We start from the raw sequence: 16,144 nt of genomic DNA, 5'->3' as shown, positions 1-16,144 counted from the left end.
CCCGCTTGGCAATGAAGTTGATCCCCTTGCGCTCCAGGTGGGGGCGAATATCGAAGGTGATGTGGGAACGGTCTCGCCAGCCGACTGCCAACCAGGGATTAGAGGGTACGAACTGGAAGTACTCCCGTTCGTTGATCATCGTCACCTCATGTTCCCGGCCCAATTCAGCACGCAACTCATAAGCGCACGGCATACCACCGGTCCCGGCACCCAACACTACAACATGTGCCATAGAAAACTCCTCTGACCTCTTTGGTCTTGTATTCGTCATGGTCCGCCGTCAAGCGGCGGCTACTACCTGGAAAGCCCCCTATATTTTTGTGGGGCCACTATTAAATCAAAACAGCCGAAACAATACACTCAACCAACTGAAAATCAAAGGATTTTCAATAATTTAGAATGAATTAATATAACAAATAAGGCTAGCCTTCGAGATCAAACCAACCAGCCACCTCAGACTGCCGTGCAACCACAGCACGCTCGAGTAGAGTCTCCGCACTGCGCGCCACGGCGGCAGTCACCTGCTCGGGCGTGTTATTTTTTTCACTCAGATGGGCCAACAACAGATGGCGAATGCGCCCGCAATCGAGTTTTCTCAGCAGCGCCGCCGACTGCTCATTGTTGAGATGGCCCAGATTGCCCCCAACCCGCGCCTGCAACGAGGCGGGATAGGGACCGTTGGCCAGCATCTCGGTATCGTGATTGAACTCCAGCACCAGCGCATCGCAGGCGGCGATACGCTCCTCGATATGTGGCGTGATACAGCCGGCATCGGTCACCACCCCAAGGCGGAGCCCCCCTTTCTGGAACACAAACTGGCAAGGCTCCCGGGCATCGTGCGGTATCGGGAAGGGTTCGATGCTGAGATCGCCGATGCAAAAGCGGCTGCAGTGGCTGTCAATGGCATGCACCTCCGGCAGTTCACCACAGCGTGCCTGAGCCAGGCTGCGGGTGCCTTCCGTCATCCAGACTGGGATCTCATGGCGGCGGGCAAGCGGTCCAACCCCACGCAGATGGTCACCATGCTCATGGGTAACGATGATGGCATCGATACTCCCGGCCTCCACCCCCAGACGCTGCAGACGGCGTTCAACCTCCGTTGCGGGGAAACCGCAGTCCAGCAGAACCCGCACGCCACCGCTATCGACCAACAGGGCGTTGCCGCGACTGCCGCTGCCGAGGGAGGCGAAGCGCAACGCGCTATTCCTGTATCACGATCTAGCGAATCTGCTCGTGCAGCAGAGTCAGGATGCGTTGCGAAGTGGTGGAAGACTCGGGCTGACCCGCCTCATTCTCCACGCTGACCAGAGTCACCTCAGCCTGCTGATCCAGTCTGACCCGGTACTGATTATTGGTGTCGATCTGCTCGTCGTCTGTCCAGAAGGCAAGCTTGGAGAAGAAGCCCTTCTCCTGGCCAGCAGCCTTGTCCGGGTCATTGTAGCGCACAAAATAGATCCCTTCCGAGCGGTTGCGATCCTCTACCGCAAAACCGACCCGGTCGAGCGCCATACCCACCAGACGCCAGGCGCGAGCAAAACCCTCGTTGATGCGCAGCGCAGCATAGCCATCGCGCTTCACCATCTGGGAACGCATCTTGCGCTGCTGCGGCTGCGCCAGCATCCGCTCGGTGGCCTGCTGCTCGGCGCCCATGAAGATCATCATCCGGCGCAACATCTCCACCTCGATGCCCGGCTCGCTGGGACGCGGCGTCCAAAAGGTGGTATCAGAGTCACCGCCGGGGTTCTCTTTCAGATGCTCCTCCATGCCCCGATGGGTCAGATAGAGCTCTGTGGTACCCGCCTGCTCGCCCGGCTCGATGCGCACCCGGAACTGATCACGAGTGGCCGACGAGTAGACACTGTCGAACGCCTTGCGAAACAGCTCGGTAAGAAATCCCTGTTTGATATCGGCGCGACTCTCCAGCCAGTCGGTCTGCATGATGCCGACAGTGGGATCCTGCTCCACCAGCAGCAGGCCGGCCTGGCGCCAGAACTCCACCGCCAGCGGCCAGACCTCATCCGCTGGGGAGTCGATCAGCAGCCAGTGCTGGTCGCCATCGCGCATTACCTTGATCCCTTCCACGCCAGGCAACACCTGATTGCCGGCCAGTTTTACGCTGTTGAGCGAGCTTCCCTCCCGACGTTCGGCAAACTCCGAATAGGAGGTGCTGACACCGGGGATGGTCATGGCGTCGTTGATCCCCGAGCGACTCAGATCTGGCGGGATCTCCAGATCCTCGGTCATCTGGCGCTGGTTGCGGTATTCGGTCTTCTTGTCCGTGACCACCTCACCGACAGAACTACAGCCGGACAGCAGCACGAGAGGAAGCAGGAGAACAGAGAGCCGGGAGAAGATGAGAGACATAGCGTTTGATCAGGTTAATTATAAGTGCTGCGCCGCTTCAAGGGCGGCGACAAGTTCTTCTGCCGGACTCAGCAGACGCCCGCCTGTTGCATCGCGGCGAGCAGAGCGGGCTGCTGTCCCTCCGACAACCAGGTGAGAGGCAGCCGTATACCTTCGGGCGCAAGGCCCAGGTGGTGCATGGCCCATTTGACCGGGATTGGGTTGGACTCGACAAACAGCGCCTGGTGCAGACCCGCCAACTGGCGGTCGAGCTGCTCAGCGGCGTCGCGATCTCCGGCCAGCGCCGCCTTACACATCTGGCTCATCTGCCGCGGCGCCACGTTGGTGGTGACCGAGATAACCCCGTTGCCACCCTGCAGCATGAACTCGCAGCCGGTAGCGTCGTCGCCACTGTAAACTTCGAAACCCTCCCCACACAGCTCGCGGATACGGCTCAACCGACCGAGATCCCCGGTCGCTTCTTTCACCCCGACGATGTTGGGCAGCTCAGCCAAACGTGCGATGGTCTTGGGCAGCATGTCGCAGGCGGTGCGACCGGGCACATTATAGAGGATCTGCGGGATCTCCACCGCCTCCGCCACGGCCTTGTGGTGCAGATAGAGACCCTCCTGGGTCGGCTTATTGTAGTAGGGGGTGACCAGCAGGCAGGCATCGGCACCCGCCTGTTTCGCGCAGTGGGTCAGACTGATCGCCTCACGAGTGGAGTTGGCGCCGGTACCGGCGATAACCGGGATTCGACCAGCGACCTGCTCAACCACCTGACGGATCAGCGCGCAGTGCTCCGGTTCGTCGAGAGTAGCCGACTCGCCGGTGGTGCCCACCGCGACGATCGCATCGGTGCCCTGCTCGATATGGAATTCGATCAGATGCTGCAGCGACTCTTCGTTCACTGAGCCGTCTTCGTTCATGGGCGTGATCAACGCCACCATGCTGCCACGGAACATCTTCCCCAACCTTTTTCAGCGGATTAAACCGCGCTATGGTAGCGCGCTGTTTGCGAGCCTGACAAGTCATCCGAATAACACTTGTTCCTGTCACAGATTTCCGTTAGATAGTTCAAGCAAGCGCGTCAAGCCCCACTGGATCGGGGCCGGATTCATTAAAATTCAGCTCAGCCTGGGTATGCAGTGGAGACCCGAGAATGTCCGAAGAGAATCAGTTTATCAGAGAGATCAGAATCAACCCCATCGTACCGACCGAGTCGGTGCTGGTGGCAACCGCCCGCGGCATGCGGCCCAAAAAAGCGGAGGAGATGGTGCAGCGCGAGAGCCGCGCACACGTCGAGACCTGCCCCTTCTGCCGCGGCAACGAGGAGAAGACCCCGCCGGCGATCAAAGCCTACCCGGATGAGAAGGAGTGGCAGATGCGCATTGTGCCCAACCTCTACCCGGTACTGGGCGACGACAAGCCGCAGAGCAATATCGCGTTTGGCCTGCAGCAGGTGATCGACGGCTATGGCCGCCACGAGGTGGTGATCGACAATCCCAACCACGGTATCGCGTTGCACGAGATGACCCGTGAACACCTCACCAACCTCTTCTACACCTACCAAGAGCGCATGGCCGAGCTATACAATTCTGATAGCCGGCTCAAGTATGTGCTGGTGTTCAAAAACTTCGGTCCAGCGGCGGGGGCCAGCATCCCGCACACCCACAGTCAGATCATCGCCACCCCGGTGGTCCCGGAAAACGTGCAGAATGAGGTGCACCACAGCCGCGAATATTTCAAGAAGTACGGCCAGTGCGTCTTCTGCTCGCTGATCGACGAGGCACTGACCTACGAGGCCACCATCTACGACCGCGACTCAGGCCAGATCCGGCGCAAGGTCAACGTCGGCCAGTATGTGATCGAGCGCGGTGAACACTTCGTCGCGATCAAGCCTTTCGCCAGCCGCTTCGAGTGGGAGATCCACATCCTGCCGCTGAAACACCAGTCCGACTTCCTCAAGGCAAACCGCGACGATCTGAGCGACTTCGCGCGCGTGCTGAAACGCACCATGGCACGCCTCGACAAGGTGGTGGGCGGCGTGCAGTACAACTTCTTCCTCCACTCCCAACCCCATGGTGAGGAGTTCGACGGCTGCAGCGACAGCTACCACTGGCACCTGGAAATCTGCCCGCGCACCAGCATCCCGACCGGCTTCGAGCTGGGCTCCGGACTGTTTGTCAGCACCGTCAGCCCGGAGCTAGCAGCGGAACAGCTGCGCTCGGTGGAGATACCCGACGACTGATGTAGGGTGATAGACTGCCAGCAGCCTGTCGGAGCAATTGCCAGCAGGCTCCATTACATCAATACACTGTTAAGGGTTAATCCATGCCTGCACCCAGTAGCTTTCTGGTGATTTCCGCCCTCGGCCGGGACCGGCCGGGCATCGTCAACGAGTTGTCTAAAACCATTCTGGAAGGTGAGTGCAACATCGTCGACAGTCGTATGACAGTGCTCGGCGGCGAGTTCGCAATCCTGTTGATGGTGGAGGGCCAGTGGAACACCCTGGCCAAGCTGGAGAGCGCCCTGCCAGAGATCGAAAAGCGCCTCGGCCTGACCATCATCGCCAAGCGCACCAAGGAACGCGCCCCATCCAGCAATCAGCTGCCCTATGCAGTGGAGGTGGTTGCCATGGACCACCCCGGCATCGTGCACCAGCTGGCGGAGTTTTTCTCGGAACGCCAGATCAATATTGAAGACATGGTCACCAGCAGCTACGCCGCCGCTCACACCGGCACGCCGATGTTCTCTGTCACCATGAGCGTTGGCATTCCCGCCAACCTGCACATCGCCACGCTGCGTGACGATTTCATGGACTACTGCGACAGCCTCAACCTGGACGGCGTACTGGAGCCGATCAAAGGAGCCTAGGAGCAAACATCATGAGCATGGAAATCGGCCAGCCTATCCCCGACATTGAGCTGCTGCTCACCGGCAACCAGCAAAGCCGGCTCTCCGCCTATCGAGGCAAGCCGCTACTGCTCTACTTCTATCCCAAGGCGAGCACCCCCGGCTGCACCACCGAGGGACGCGACTTCAGCGCCCTGATCAACAAGTTCCGTCGCCAATCCACGGTAATCCTCGGCGCCTCCCGGGACGGCCTCAAGGCGCAGGAAAACTTCAAGGCGAAGCAGCAGTTCCCATTCGAGCTGATCTCCGACAAGGAGGAGGCACTCTGCAACCTGTTCGACGTAATCAAGCTGAAGAATATGTACGGCAAACAAGTCAGAGGCATCGAGCGCAGCACCTTCCTGATCGACGAGCAGGGGGTGCTACGACAAGAGTGGCGCAAAGTTAAGGTCAAGGGGCACGCCGAAGAGGTGCTCAAAGCGATAAAGGCAATGCGCGCCGCAACTTAAACCGAGAGAGCCAACAACCTAGCGGGCCATCCCAATGATAAAAACCAGCCGCCAAAAACCCTGCATCTTTGTGCTTGACACCAACGTGCTGATGCACGATCCAAGCGCTCTCTTTCGCTTTCAGGAGCACGACATCTTTCTGCCGATGACAGTACTGGAGGAGCTCGACCGCAACAAACGCGGCATGTCGGAAGTGGCGCGCAATGTGCGCCAGACCAGCCGCTTTCTCGACGAGCTGCTAACCGATGCCAGCCACGCGCAGATCACCAGTGGGCTGCCGCTGAACAACCTGGAGCTGAGTGGCAACGCCACCGTTGGCGTCACTGGCAAACTCTTCTTCCAGACCCGCCAACTGCTTAGCGACCACCCCCTGGCGTTGCCCGATACCAGCGCCGATAACACCATCCTGATCACCACCCTGGCGCTGCAGGAGGAGCATCCCGACTGCACCGTGATCCTGGTCTCCAAAGACATCAACATGCGCATCAAGGCTGCTGCCCTGGGGGTCCCGGCGGAGGATTACTCCAACGACCAAGTGCTGGATGATGTCAGCCTGCTCTACAGTGGCGAGGCACAGCTGCCCGACGACTTCTGGGACCACCACACCAAAGAGGTGGAGGCTTGGCAAGAGGAGGGACGCACCTTCTACCGCGTCGCCGGCCCCGATGTGGCAGCCTGGTACCCGAGCCAGTGTCTGTTCCTCGACTGCGACCACGGCTTCGAGGCGATTGTGCGCCGCAAGGAGGGGGAGGAAGCGATCATCGAGCTGGTCAACGACTACCGTGCCCAGAAACACTCGGTGTGGGGCATCAATGCGCGCAACCGGGAGCAGAACTTTGCCCTCAACATGCTGCTCGACCCAGAGATCGACTTTGTCTCCCTGCTGGGCACTGCCGGCACCGGCAAGACCCTGCTGACCCTGGCCGCCGGACTGGCGCAGACCCTCGACCAGAATCTCTACCGCGAGATCATCATGACCCGGGTAACAGTACCGGTGGGCGAGGATATCGGCTTTCTGCCAGGCACCGAGGAGGAGAAGATGACCCCCTGGATGGGTGCCCTGATGGATAACCTGGAGGTGCTAACCCAGACTGAGGGCGGCGACTGGGGGCGCGCCGCTACCGAGGATCTGCTGCGCTCACGGATCCGCATCCACTCGCTCAACTTCATGCGCGGGCGCACCTTTCTCAACAAATACATCATCCTCGACGAGGCGCAGAACCTGACACCGAAGCAGATAAAGACCCTGATCACCCGCGCCGGCCCCGGCACCAAGATCGTCTGCCTCGGCAACGTGGCGCAGATCGACACTCCCTACCTGACCGAGACCTCCTCCGGTCTGACCTACGTAGTGGACCGTTTCAAAGACTGGCCCCACAGCGGCCACATCACCCTGCTCAGGGGAGAGCGCTCACGCCTCGCCGACTTTGCCTCGGAGAGCCTCTGAGAGGCACAGGGTTCAGATCACCGAGCCGCGCTCGACGATCGCCTGTAACTCTTTCTCCGAGAGAGAATAGACCTCCTCGATGCGCCGGTGCTTTTCGTCCAGATCGCTACCTTCCCCTTGGCGCCCCATAAACTCGAGCTCCTTCGCCAGCGTCGAGAGCTCTATCGCCCCCACATTCGCACTACTCGACTTGAGCGAGTGGGCGGGGCCCACCAGGGCCTCCAGATCCTCTGCCGCCACCGCATCGGCGATCCCCTGCATCAGGATTGGGGCATTCTCCAGATAGCTGTTAAGCACCGCTATGAAGTCGGCATCCATGATCTCCACCAGCTCTTCGACCACACCCAGGTCGATCACACTCTGCCCCTCCGAGACCATGTTCCGTACCTCCCGACCCAGCTCCCGGGAATCGAACTCCAGCTCCGAATCTCCAGAGGAGAGGCCATCGAAATCGTCATCCTCCTCCAGCACCTCTCGCATCGGCAACCACTGACGCAGCATGTTCTCCAGTGCTGACGGTTTCACCGGCTTCGCCAGATAGTCGTCCATGCCCGCCGCCAAACAGCGTTCCCGGTCACCGGCCATGGCGTTGGCAGTCATCGCAATGATCGGCAAGCGCGACAGGCCATTCATCTCCTCGCGATTGCGGATCGCCTCGGTGGATTCGTAGCCATCCATGCGCGGCATCTGGCAATCCATCAATACCACGTCAAAATTCTCTTCGCCGACCATCTTCAGTGCCTCTGCACCGTCCATCGCCGTGACCGGCGTCAGGCCAGCTCTCTGCAGCATCTTCTTCACCACCGCCATGTTGACCGGGTTGTCCTCCACCACCAGCACATGACCGACCAGCGGCGTATGCTGGACGGTCTGCTTTTCTCCATCCTTGTTCCTCGAGAGAATATTCTTGGCTGCCTGATTATCATCCCAGGTAAAGGTCTCATCCGGCATGCGCGGGATCAGGTCATCCGGTAGCGAGTGGGAACCGCCGTAACCCTCTTGCACATCGAAGATACGCTTCACGCGGCGCTCGATCTCGATCCGCCGGAACGGCGCCAGCAGCACATCGACGCCCATCTTCTTCAGTTTTTTCCCCTCGGCGCCATCGCCACTGAGAATCAGGAACTCGACACCCGACATATGTGGCAGGGCGCGGATATCCTCGATCAGCTGGATCACGTTCGGCACCAGCCCGCGCACATCGATAACCACCAGCTCGTACATCCAGCTCTCGCCTAGGGTGGCGGAGGCCTTCAGCTTGTTGATCGCATCGTAGTGATCGCCCGACTGCTCCACCACCATGCCCCAGTCGAGCATGTGGTGGGCAATCTGGTCGGTCTCCTCTGCATCGCCACCCAGAATCAGCGCACGCACCCCCTGCAGATCCCGCCGCGCCGAAGGCACCTCCTCAAGGGATTTTCGCAGCGGTACCACGAACCAGAATAGCGAGCCCTTGCCGCGAACCGACTTGACGCCGATGCGCCCACCCATCAGTTCGGTCAGACGCTTGCAGATCGCCAGCCCCAGACCGGTGCCACCATGTTTTCGGGTGGTTGAGGCATCGGCCTGAGAGAAGGGGCGAAACAGCCGGTTGACGTGCTTCTCCGACATACCAATACCGGTGTCGCGCACCGCAAACAGTAGCTCTACCTCGGTGCGGCTGGCGTGGCGCAACGAGATCTCTACTGAGATCCCCCCCTTCTCGGTGAACTTGACCGCGTTACTCACCAGGTTGGTAAGGATCTGGCGTAGCCGGATCGGATCACCACGGGCGGAACGCGGCACCTCGGGCGCCACCTTGTGCTTGAGTTTCAGGCCACGCCGATCGGCGGCATTAGTCATCAGCGAGGTCACCTGTTCCACCAGCTCACGCACATTCAGCTCGATGAACTCCAGCTCCAGCTTGCCGGCCTCCACCTTTGAGAAATCGAGGATGTCGTTGATGATACTCAGCAGCAGTTGGGTGGAGTTGAGCGCGGTCATCACAAACTGACGTTGCTCGGCGCTGAGTTTGGTCTCGCGCAACATCTCCAGGATCGGCAGGATGCCATTCAACGGCGTGCGGATCTCGTGGCTCATGGTGGCGAGGAACTCTGTTTTCGCCATATTCGCCGTCTCCGCCGCCTCCTTCGCCAGCGACAGTTCCCGCTCTACGTCTCGACGCTGATCGTTCTCCATGCTCAAGCGATTGGTAAGTTCAGAGAGCTGCCCCTCGGCCTGGAGCATACGCTCGCGCAGCAGCGAGCGGTTGGCCGCAAATAACAGCAGGCGCTGTTGGTTCAGCACAGACCAGATCACCAGCACAACCAGGGAACAGACGTAGACGATCAGACCAATCCAGCCGCCTTCCGGCAGCGCCAGCGGCGTCAGCAGCATGCCAGCAAACAGCGGCAGCAGTACTGCCAACAGAAAGGTGGCGCTGGCAAGCCCATCCATACTCACCAGCATGGCGGAAAACAGCACCACCACACCGATCAGCGAAAAACTCCACAACTCTGCCGAGGTAAACGGCTCTATCATCAGTTGGAGCAACGCTGCCGACCACAGCAGCCCGATCAGCAGCAGCCCACCAATAAATGGATAACGCCAACGCTCCAGCTGTGCAGGAGGGATCCTACGCCCCATCGCTACCAGCCCAAACACCCCCAGCAGAAGCAGCGCCAGGCCGACGCTCCAGACCATACCCCAGTCCGTCTCCCAGGGAGTCTTGAGCCAGGCGAGCGCGGCAAACACCAGTAGGTTGATCGGCAACAGCACCATGCCCCTGGCATAGAGCAACCGCACCTGCTCCGACTTTACGTTTATCTCTTCCCGGTTCTCAGATTCCATTGGACTTCCGCACAACTTTCCGTCACTCGCACAAGCCGGCAACTGTTAACACATCCACAAATAGGGCTCCCGACTAAAAGTAGCATATTCTTTAAATTACTACCCTAGCTACCTGGAATGGCTCCATTTTTCCCAAAAAGTCGATTAATTCTTCTTTTCATCAGAGTTAGAAGCTGGCTGGACTTGTCTCACCGATTTGAGTGAAACTGCATTGTTTTATCACGTCTCTAGCAGCAGGCTAAAACCAACGCCCGTCACCTTATAAGATATGCAGGACAGCAGACAGCCCCAGACAAGCAAAACCGAAGAGCTCAAGCAGATATTTCTGGGCCATCTTCCGGAACGGCTTGCGGCGATTGATAAATCCTGGCAAGCGCTCGACGCGCACTGGGATCCGATTCTCTGCGCTCGCCTCTACCACCAGATCCAGGACCTGACCGGTGCCTCAGGTCGCTTCGGTCTGCTCGAAATCAGCCAGGAGGTCTTCTCCCTGGAGACCGAATTGGGTCAGTTTGTCGACTCAGGCCTACGTCCCAACGAAACAGAGCTGGCGGAGCTGGATCAACAGATGGCCCGCCTGCAGCAGGCGCTCAGCACCGTCTGCGCACGCCACTTCAACCTCGCCATTCCAAGTCAGCCCACCGATGAGGCCATCTACTATCTGCGTCACACCGAGGAGATCGCCCCCGGACTGGTGGCCGCGCTGGAGGCAAAAAAGTGCATCGTGCTGACCTACAGCCGGGCCGACGACCTGCTTGCCGAGATGGAAAAACGGGTGCCGCAGCTGCTGCTCATCGATACCGTGCATCTGCCGGCCTTGAAGAGCATCACCGATGCCTTCGAGCAGCTGAAGAAGCAGCAGAAGCCAGTGCCCAAGCTGCTGTTTCTGTCCCGCGCCAAGGAGCTGGAGCTACGCCTGCAGGCGATGCGCGCCGGTGCCGAGGGCTATTTTGTACCGCCCTACGACATCTCCGAACTGGCGGACAGAATCCACACCATGACCGAACCAGACGAGGGCCCCAGCTACCGGGTGCTGATCGTCGAAGACGATCCAGCGCAGGCCGATTTCGCCAGTGCAGTGTTACGCAAATCGGGCATCGACTCGCTGATCGTCACCGAACCACTCAAGATCCTCGAGGCCCTCGACCAATACCGCCCCGACCTGATCCTGATGGACCTCTACATGCCCGATGCCGACGGCATCGAGCTGACCAGCATCATCCGCGAACAGCCGCAGTTTATCGGTACCCCGATCGTGTTTCTCTCGGGTGAGCAGAATACCGAAAAGCAGTTGGACGCCCTCAGCGTCGGCGGCGACGATTTCATCGCCAAACCGATCCGGCCGCGCTTTCTGATCACCACCGTAATCAATCGCATCCAGCGCTCACGGATGCTGCAGCAGACCCAGAAACCGGTCAATTCGCGCGACCCGCTGACCGGGTTGTCAACCCGCCGGCACTTCTATGAGCATCTCGACAGCCTGCTGCTCAAGTCCGACCCCTCATCAGCCGGACTCGGCGTGATCTACCTGGAGCTCGATATCCGCAGAAGAGGCGGCGGCAGCGCCAACGGCCAGGATGCGGATGACCTACTGCGGCAGATCGGCAGCATGGTTTCTGGCAGCATCGAACCCCAGGATATCGCCGCCCGCTATGACGAACGGACCATCGTGGTACTGGCCCAGCGCCCCCACATCAACAACCTGAATGCGCTCGCCGAGCAAATCCGTGAACAGATCGCATCACACCGCTTTGTCATTGGCGGCCGCGAACACCGAATCATCCCCAATGTCGGCCTCTGCCAGTTAGACGATTCGCTCTTCACCGCCAGCGAGATGCTCTCGCGCAGCGCCAACGCGGCCTCCTCTGCCCGTGCCACCGGCATCAACCAGGTAGTGCAGTTTTCGGTTAAAGAGGAGCCGCTGGATGAAGACTCTTCCGATGAGGCGCTGTTTTCACACATCAGCCACTCGCTGGAGGAGAACTCGATCCAGCTGCTCTTCCTCCCCTACAGCGATACCCAGGGGGGTAACCTAGAGTTCCATGAGCTGATCCCCCGACTGATGGGCAGCCACGGAGAATCGATCCCCACCGCCCGCATCAACCTGGTTGCCCAGCGCACCGGCCTGTTCCAAAAGATCGACCGCTGGTTGCTGGAACACGCCCTGTCGGTACTCGACCAGCGCCGCCAGCAAGGGCGACCGACAGCGCTGATCATCCATCAGTCGATGGAGTCGGTCCAGGATACGTCGAACCTCAGCTGGATTCGTGAGCAGCTGCGCCTCAGACAGCTGGTGGGTACTGGCATCTTTATCGAGTTCGATCTGGCCGATCTGGCCGCCAATCTGAAACAGGCAAAAAGCTACATCCGCAGCCTGCAAGAGATGGGCATCAATGTGATCCTGTCACGCTTTATCGGCAACGAAACCGCCTTCAAGGTACTGGGCTTTCTCAAACCCGACTGCGTGCGCCTCTCGAAACGACTGGTCAAAGCGAAGCAGGACAAGATTGACGCAATCACCGGTCAGCTTCAGAAACGTCAGATCAAGATTATCCTACCCCGCATCGACAACCCCTCACGCATCCCGAAAACCTGGGAGCAACATGCTGATCTGGTGCAGTCCGATTTCTTCTCTGCCTAAGCAGGGGAGCCAGACGGGATGATCTCAGACCCACAAACCATTGCGCAGATCCGTCAGCGCTTCCCGTTTCTGCCTGAGCCTGAGGATGAGCTGATGCGCCACTTCTTGGCCCACAGCAATCTGGTGCGGCTGGACCCACAACAACCGATCTGCCAGGAGGGTATGCAGTGCTCGCATCTGGCACTGGTGCTAAACGGCACCGCCCGGGTCTTCAAGCTCGGTGAGAATGGCCGCGAGATCACCCTCTACCGGGTCGGCCCGGGGGAGAGCTGTATTCTCACCGCCTCCTGTATCATCAGCCAGCGCCCCTTCCCAGCGTTTGCCGTCTGCGAGGAGGCGCTGAAGGCGGTGGTCATCCCCGCCGCCGAAATCCAGCAGTGGATGGAGCGTTATCCACCTTGGCGCGCCTACCTATTTGGCCTGGTCTCTGAGCGTCTTGGAGATGTCATCAGCATCATCGAAGCCATCGCCTTCCAGCGGGTCGACCGACGCATCGCCTCGCTGCTGCTAAAGCGCGCCACCTCCGGCAACAGCCGACAGATCCACCTGACACACCAGGAGATCGCCTCTGATCTCGGCACCTCCCGCGAAGTGGTCAGCCGCATCCTCAAAGAGTTCGAGAGTCGCGGCATGATCCACGCCAGCCGTGGTCACATCGATCTCAGCGATTTGAAAGCCCTGGAAGAAAAGGCACAAGAACAGTGACCTTATCAATGTGACTAAGTCACATAGTTTGCCCACCTCTGTGTTTATGATGGGCAGCACATTGGGGGTGCAGTGGATTCGTTTCGATCGATGCATCCCCTCACTGTCCGACGCAACGCAAACCCGGAGATCAAACCATGACCAAAAACGTTGGCGGTATCGACCGCATTCTGCGCCTTATCGTAGGTATCGCACTGCTGGTATGGGGCTTTGTCCTGAGTGACCCGATCAACTGGTGGGGCGCCATCGGCATCGTGCCTCTGTTCACCGCGCTGATCAACTGGTGCCCGATCTATCCGCTGATCGGAATGAATACCAACAAATAGTTGATCGCATCTGAGGCCGCAGGACAGCGCCACTGCCCTGCGGCCAACTCTAACCCGCCGGCTGACGCGGCCAGGCCACCAGCACCGCCTGCACCAGGGTCGCCAGCGGTATCGCGAAAAACACCCCCCAGAAGCCCCAGAAGCCGCCGAACACCAGGATCGCCACGATAATCGCCACCGGATGGAGGTTGACCACCTCAGAGAAGAGCAGCGGCACCAGCACGTTACCGTCGAGCGCCTGGATGATGAAGTAGGCGGCGGTGAGCCAGGCAAAATCGGCCGACCAACCCCACTGAAACCAGGCCACGAAGAGCACAGGGAAGGTGACTACTGCCGCCCCGATGTAGGGGATAATCACCGACAACCCCACCATCACCGCCAGCAGCAGCGCATAGTTGAGCCCCATCAGGGAAAACACCACGAAGCTCGCCGCCCAGACGATGATGATCTCCCAGAATTTGCCGCGCACATAGTTACCGATCTGCCGATCCACATCCGACCAGACGGTATCAGCAAAGCGACGATGCTTCGGGAAAAACTGGTTGATCCAGCCCAGAATCAATGACTTGTCTTTGAGAAAGAAAAACACCAGCAGCGGCATCAGGATCAGATAGACCGCCAGGGTGATGAGACTCACCACCGAGGCCAACGACCAGGAGAGCACCTGCTGCCCGAAGGCGCCGATCTCCGCATGGATGCCGCTGATGATCTGCTTGATCTGCGCCTCGGAGAGAATCTCAGGATAGCGCTCCGGCAACTGCAGCAGAACCTGCTGTCCCGAAGAGAGCATCGCCGGAAACTGCTGGATCAGCTCGGTCACCTGACGCGACAGCAATGGCATCAGGCCGAGCAGGATCAGCGCCACAAACAGCAGAAAGCAGATAAACACCAGGATCACCGCTGGAAACCGCGGCCAGGCGCGCCGTTCGAACTGACTCACCACGCCTTCCAGCAGATAGGCGATCACTAGACTTGCCAGCACTGGCGCCAGCATGTCGCCCATGGTGAGAACCACACCAAACACCAACAGCAGCAGCAGCGTCAGAAAGACAACCTGCGGGTCAGAAAAGTAGCGTTTGAACCAGTTGGTAATGGCCTGCATACCAGATCTCCCAGCCAAAACGACGAATACTAGCCGCCTTGGCGATACTTCTGATAGTGCGCTTCGAACAGCGCTTCCAGTTCATCAATCACATCCGGCGCGGAGCGCCCCTGCATGACATGCGCCATCATCAGCGAGGATGTCTCATTGAACAGCGCCTCCCGTGGCAGCATCGAAAAACTGGCGGAAAGACGCTTGATCGCTTTCACCACCGACTCATTCTCAGGCCGGGGGATCAGCTTGGGTTCGAGCAGTGGCTCAGGCTCGGGCTCCGCCATCGTCTCCTGACTCGTACGCGTCTGCAGAAACTCGGCATAGTCGAGCAGACTGCGGCGGCCCGCCTCATCCAGTTCGTTGAACAACTTGAGCAGATGCCGCTGTTGTGCATTTTGCGGCCTGCCCGCTGCAGGAGAGGGCATCATCATGCAAGTTCGCTCTGGTGCTGTTCACAGTAAGCGCGGGCAAAATCGAGCAACTCTTCCATCACCCGCAGACGAAACTTCTGTTTCTGGTGCACAAAAGAGAAGGGGCGCTCCAGCGGCGGATCGAGCGGGATCGCACGCAGCGTATCCAGCTTCAGCTCCTTTTGAATCGAGGCACGCGACACCACCGAGACCCCCATACCGGCCTCGACCGCACCTTTCACCGATTCCGGGCTGCCCAGCTCCATGGCGATAGTCAGGCCATTGTTACAGTTACCCAGCTGGTGGCACATATATTCGTTGATCACCTCGCGAGTGCCCGAACCCTCTTCTCGACAGATGAACGGATACTCGATCAACTCCTTGAAACCAACCGAGTTGCGCTCGGCCAGCACATGGCTCGGCGGCACAATCGCCACCAGCTGATCCTTACGGCAGACCTCAACCACCAGATTTTTGTTACCGACCGGCGCCTCCACCACCCCCAGGTCGATGGAGTTGTTCTCCACCATCGAGACGATCCCGTCGGAGTTGGATACCCGCAGGTGAATCGTCACTTCCGGGTAGCGATGACCAAAATTACCGAGCAGTGCCGGCAACATATACTCTGCGATGGTGGTGCTAGCACCGATGGTCAGCGCGCCGCGGATCTCGCCAGTCATCTCGCGCACCGAGTTTTCCATATCGGCATAGAGATCGAAGATACGATCGGCATATTCAAACACCCGCTCACCCGCCTCGGTGAGGCTGATCCGGTTGTGGGTACGATCAAACAGACGGGTGTTGAAATGTTCCTCGAGTTGACGCACCTGGAAGGTGACCGCCGGCTGAGTCATGTGGAGTGTTTCGGCTGCCTTGGTGAAGCTCAGCAAACGCGCAACTGTGTGAAAAACCTGAAGTCTGCGATCAGCCATATAAATCCCGCAAAAATGCTTTTATGGGTATAGATAAAATCACCTTATAT

Annotated in this window: 15 protein-coding genes; 7 read left to right on the top strand and 8 right to left on the bottom strand. The window is 59.2% G+C overall.

The annotated features are described in order from the left end of the window. From Ga0074115_RS02840 to dapA, 4 genes are all read right to left on the bottom strand, one after another. Window positions 1-232: FAD-dependent oxidoreductase (locus Ga0074115_RS02840; RefSeq protein ID WP_198295028.1), on the bottom strand; the 232-nt coding region annotated here is incomplete at its 3' end. A gap of 190 nt (window positions 233-422) precedes the next feature. Beyond that, window positions 423-1,196 (bottom strand): MBL fold metallo-hydrolase, encoded by a 774-nt coding sequence (locus tag Ga0074115_RS02835; RefSeq protein WP_005965878.1) that lies wholly within the window; start codon window positions 1,194-1,196, stop codon window positions 423-425. 22 nt (window positions 1,197-1,218) lie between these two features. After that, window positions 1,219-2,286: an outer membrane protein assembly factor BamC gene (gene bamC, locus Ga0074115_RS02830; RefSeq protein ID WP_232432872.1), complete on the bottom strand. Its 1,068-nt coding sequence runs from the start codon at window positions 2,284-2,286 to the stop codon at window positions 1,219-1,221. A gap of 146 nt (window positions 2,287-2,432) precedes the next feature. Continuing rightward, window positions 2,433-3,308: a 4-hydroxy-tetrahydrodipicolinate synthase gene (gene dapA, locus Ga0074115_RS02825; RefSeq protein WP_057955328.1), complete on the bottom strand. Its 876-nt coding sequence runs from the start codon at window positions 3,306-3,308 to the stop codon at window positions 2,433-2,435. Between the two features lie 197 nt (window positions 3,309-3,505). Between dapA and Ga0074115_RS02820 the strand changes: the two genes are divergently transcribed. The 4 genes from Ga0074115_RS02820 (at window position 3,506) to Ga0074115_RS02805 (ending at window position 7,155) form a co-directional block, all read left to right on the top strand. Then, window positions 3,506-4,594, top strand: coding sequence for a galactose-1-phosphate uridylyltransferase (locus Ga0074115_RS02820; RefSeq protein ID WP_057955329.1), 1,089 nt, complete (start codon window positions 3,506-3,508; stop codon window positions 4,592-4,594). 83 nt (window positions 4,595-4,677) lie between these two features. Beyond that, window positions 4,678-5,220, top strand: coding sequence for a glycine cleavage system transcriptional repressor (locus Ga0074115_RS02815; RefSeq protein WP_057955330.1), 543 nt, complete (start codon window positions 4,678-4,680; stop codon window positions 5,218-5,220). An 11-nt stretch (window positions 5,221-5,231) separates the two neighbouring features. After that, window positions 5,232-5,708, top strand: coding sequence for a peroxiredoxin (locus Ga0074115_RS02810; protein WP_057955331.1), 477 nt, complete (start codon window positions 5,232-5,234; stop codon window positions 5,706-5,708). Window positions 5,709-5,742: 34 nt separating this feature from the next. After that, a complete protein-coding gene (locus Ga0074115_RS02805) occupies window positions 5,743-7,155 on the top strand; it encodes a PhoH family protein (protein WP_057955332.1) in 1,413 nt (470 codons plus the stop codon). A gap of 12 nt (window positions 7,156-7,167) precedes the next feature. Here the strand turns inward: Ga0074115_RS02805 and Ga0074115_RS02800 are convergent, their stop codons facing one another. Further along, window positions 7,168-9,984 (bottom strand): hybrid sensor histidine kinase/response regulator, encoded by a 2,817-nt coding sequence (locus Ga0074115_RS02800; RefSeq protein ID WP_057955333.1) that lies wholly within the window; start codon window positions 9,982-9,984, stop codon window positions 7,168-7,170. A gap of 268 nt (window positions 9,985-10,252) precedes the next feature. Here Ga0074115_RS02800 and Ga0074115_RS02795 point away from each other — a divergent pair, with 268 nt between their 5' ends. The 3 genes from Ga0074115_RS02795 (at window position 10,253) to Ga0074115_RS02785 (ending at window position 13,656) form a co-directional block, all read left to right on the top strand. Beyond that, a complete protein-coding gene (locus tag Ga0074115_RS02795; RefSeq protein WP_060528183.1) occupies window positions 10,253-12,625 on the top strand; it encodes a response regulator in 2,373 nt (790 codons plus the stop codon). A gap of 18 nt (window positions 12,626-12,643) precedes the next feature. Beyond that, window positions 12,644-13,330 (top strand): Crp/Fnr family transcriptional regulator, encoded by a 687-nt coding sequence (locus Ga0074115_RS02790; protein WP_057955985.1) that lies wholly within the window; start codon window positions 12,644-12,646, stop codon window positions 13,328-13,330. A gap of 137 nt (window positions 13,331-13,467) precedes the next feature. Next, window positions 13,468-13,656 (top strand): YgaP family membrane protein, encoded by a 189-nt coding sequence (locus tag Ga0074115_RS02785; protein WP_005960763.1) that lies wholly within the window; start codon window positions 13,468-13,470, stop codon window positions 13,654-13,656. 49 nt (window positions 13,657-13,705) lie between these two features. On the opposite strand, the gene Ga0074115_RS02780 is transcribed toward Ga0074115_RS02785, so the two are convergent. Genes Ga0074115_RS02780 through Ga0074115_RS02770 form a run of 3 tightly spaced genes read right to left on the bottom strand, consistent with a single transcriptional unit; the run spans window position 13,706 to window position 16,094 of the window. Further along, on the bottom strand, window positions 13,706-14,758 hold the full coding sequence (locus tag Ga0074115_RS02780) for an AI-2E family transporter (RefSeq protein ID WP_057955984.1): 1,053 nt from the start codon (window positions 14,756-14,758) through the stop codon (window positions 13,706-13,708). Window positions 14,759-14,787: 29 nt separating this feature from the next. After that, window positions 14,788-15,183, bottom strand: a complete 396-nt coding sequence (locus Ga0074115_RS02775) for a hypothetical protein (protein WP_057955983.1) — start codon at window positions 15,181-15,183, stop codon at window positions 14,788-14,790. Then, entirely contained in the window at window positions 15,180-16,094 is a 915-nt protein-coding gene (locus Ga0074115_RS02770) for a selenium metabolism-associated LysR family transcriptional regulator (protein ID WP_057955982.1), read from the bottom strand. The genes Ga0074115_RS02775 and Ga0074115_RS02770 overlap by 4 nt, the downstream gene beginning before the upstream one ends. Between the last annotated feature and the right edge of the window lie 50 nt (window positions 16,095-16,144).

Source organism: endosymbiont of Ridgeia piscesae, from assembly GCF_001443665.1.
Taxonomy (GTDB): domain Bacteria; phylum Pseudomonadota; class Gammaproteobacteria; order Chromatiales; family Chromatiaceae; genus Endoriftia; species Endoriftia persephonae.
The sequence above is the reverse complement of the archived record's forward strand: the minus strand, read 5'-3'. Positions and strand labels throughout refer to the sequence as shown.

What these genes read in the sequence shown, in the direction of transcription:
- dapA (WP_057955328.1), bottom strand. Translation starts at nt 3,308, where the DNA reads ATGTTCCGTGGCAGCATGGTGGCGTTGATCACGCCCATGAACGAAGAC.
- Ga0074115_RS02820 (WP_057955329.1), top strand. Translation starts at nt 3,506, where the DNA reads ATGTCCGAAGAGAATCAGTTTATCAGAGAGATCAGAATCAACCCCATC.
- Ga0074115_RS02815 (WP_057955330.1), top strand. Translation starts at nt 4,678, where the DNA reads ATGCCTGCACCCAGTAGCTTTCTGGTGATTTCCGCCCTCGGCCGGGAC.
- Ga0074115_RS02810 (WP_057955331.1), top strand. Translation starts at nt 5,232, where the DNA reads ATGAGCATGGAAATCGGCCAGCCTATCCCCGACATTGAGCTGCTGCTC.
- Ga0074115_RS02805 (WP_057955332.1), top strand. Translation starts at nt 5,743, where the DNA reads ATGATAAAAACCAGCCGCCAAAAACCCTGCATCTTTGTGCTTGACACC.
- Ga0074115_RS02800 (WP_057955333.1), bottom strand. Translation starts at nt 9,984, where the DNA reads ATGGAATCTGAGAACCGGGAAGAGATAAACGTAAAGTCGGAGCAGGTG.
- Ga0074115_RS02795 (WP_060528183.1), top strand. Translation starts at nt 10,253, where the DNA reads ATGCAGGACAGCAGACAGCCCCAGACAAGCAAAACCGAAGAGCTCAAG.
- Ga0074115_RS02790 (WP_057955985.1), top strand. Translation starts at nt 12,644, where the DNA reads ATGATCTCAGACCCACAAACCATTGCGCAGATCCGTCAGCGCTTCCCG.
- Ga0074115_RS02785 (WP_005960763.1), top strand. Translation starts at nt 13,468, where the DNA reads ATGACCAAAAACGTTGGCGGTATCGACCGCATTCTGCGCCTTATCGTA.
- Ga0074115_RS02780 (WP_057955984.1), bottom strand. Translation starts at nt 14,758, where the DNA reads ATGCAGGCCATTACCAACTGGTTCAAACGCTACTTTTCTGACCCGCAG.
- Ga0074115_RS02775 (WP_057955983.1), bottom strand. Translation starts at nt 15,183, where the DNA reads ATGATGATGCCCTCTCCTGCAGCGGGCAGGCCGCAAAATGCACAACAG.
- Ga0074115_RS02770 (WP_057955982.1), bottom strand. Translation starts at nt 16,094, where the DNA reads ATGGCTGATCGCAGACTTCAGGTTTTTCACACAGTTGCGCGTTTGCTG.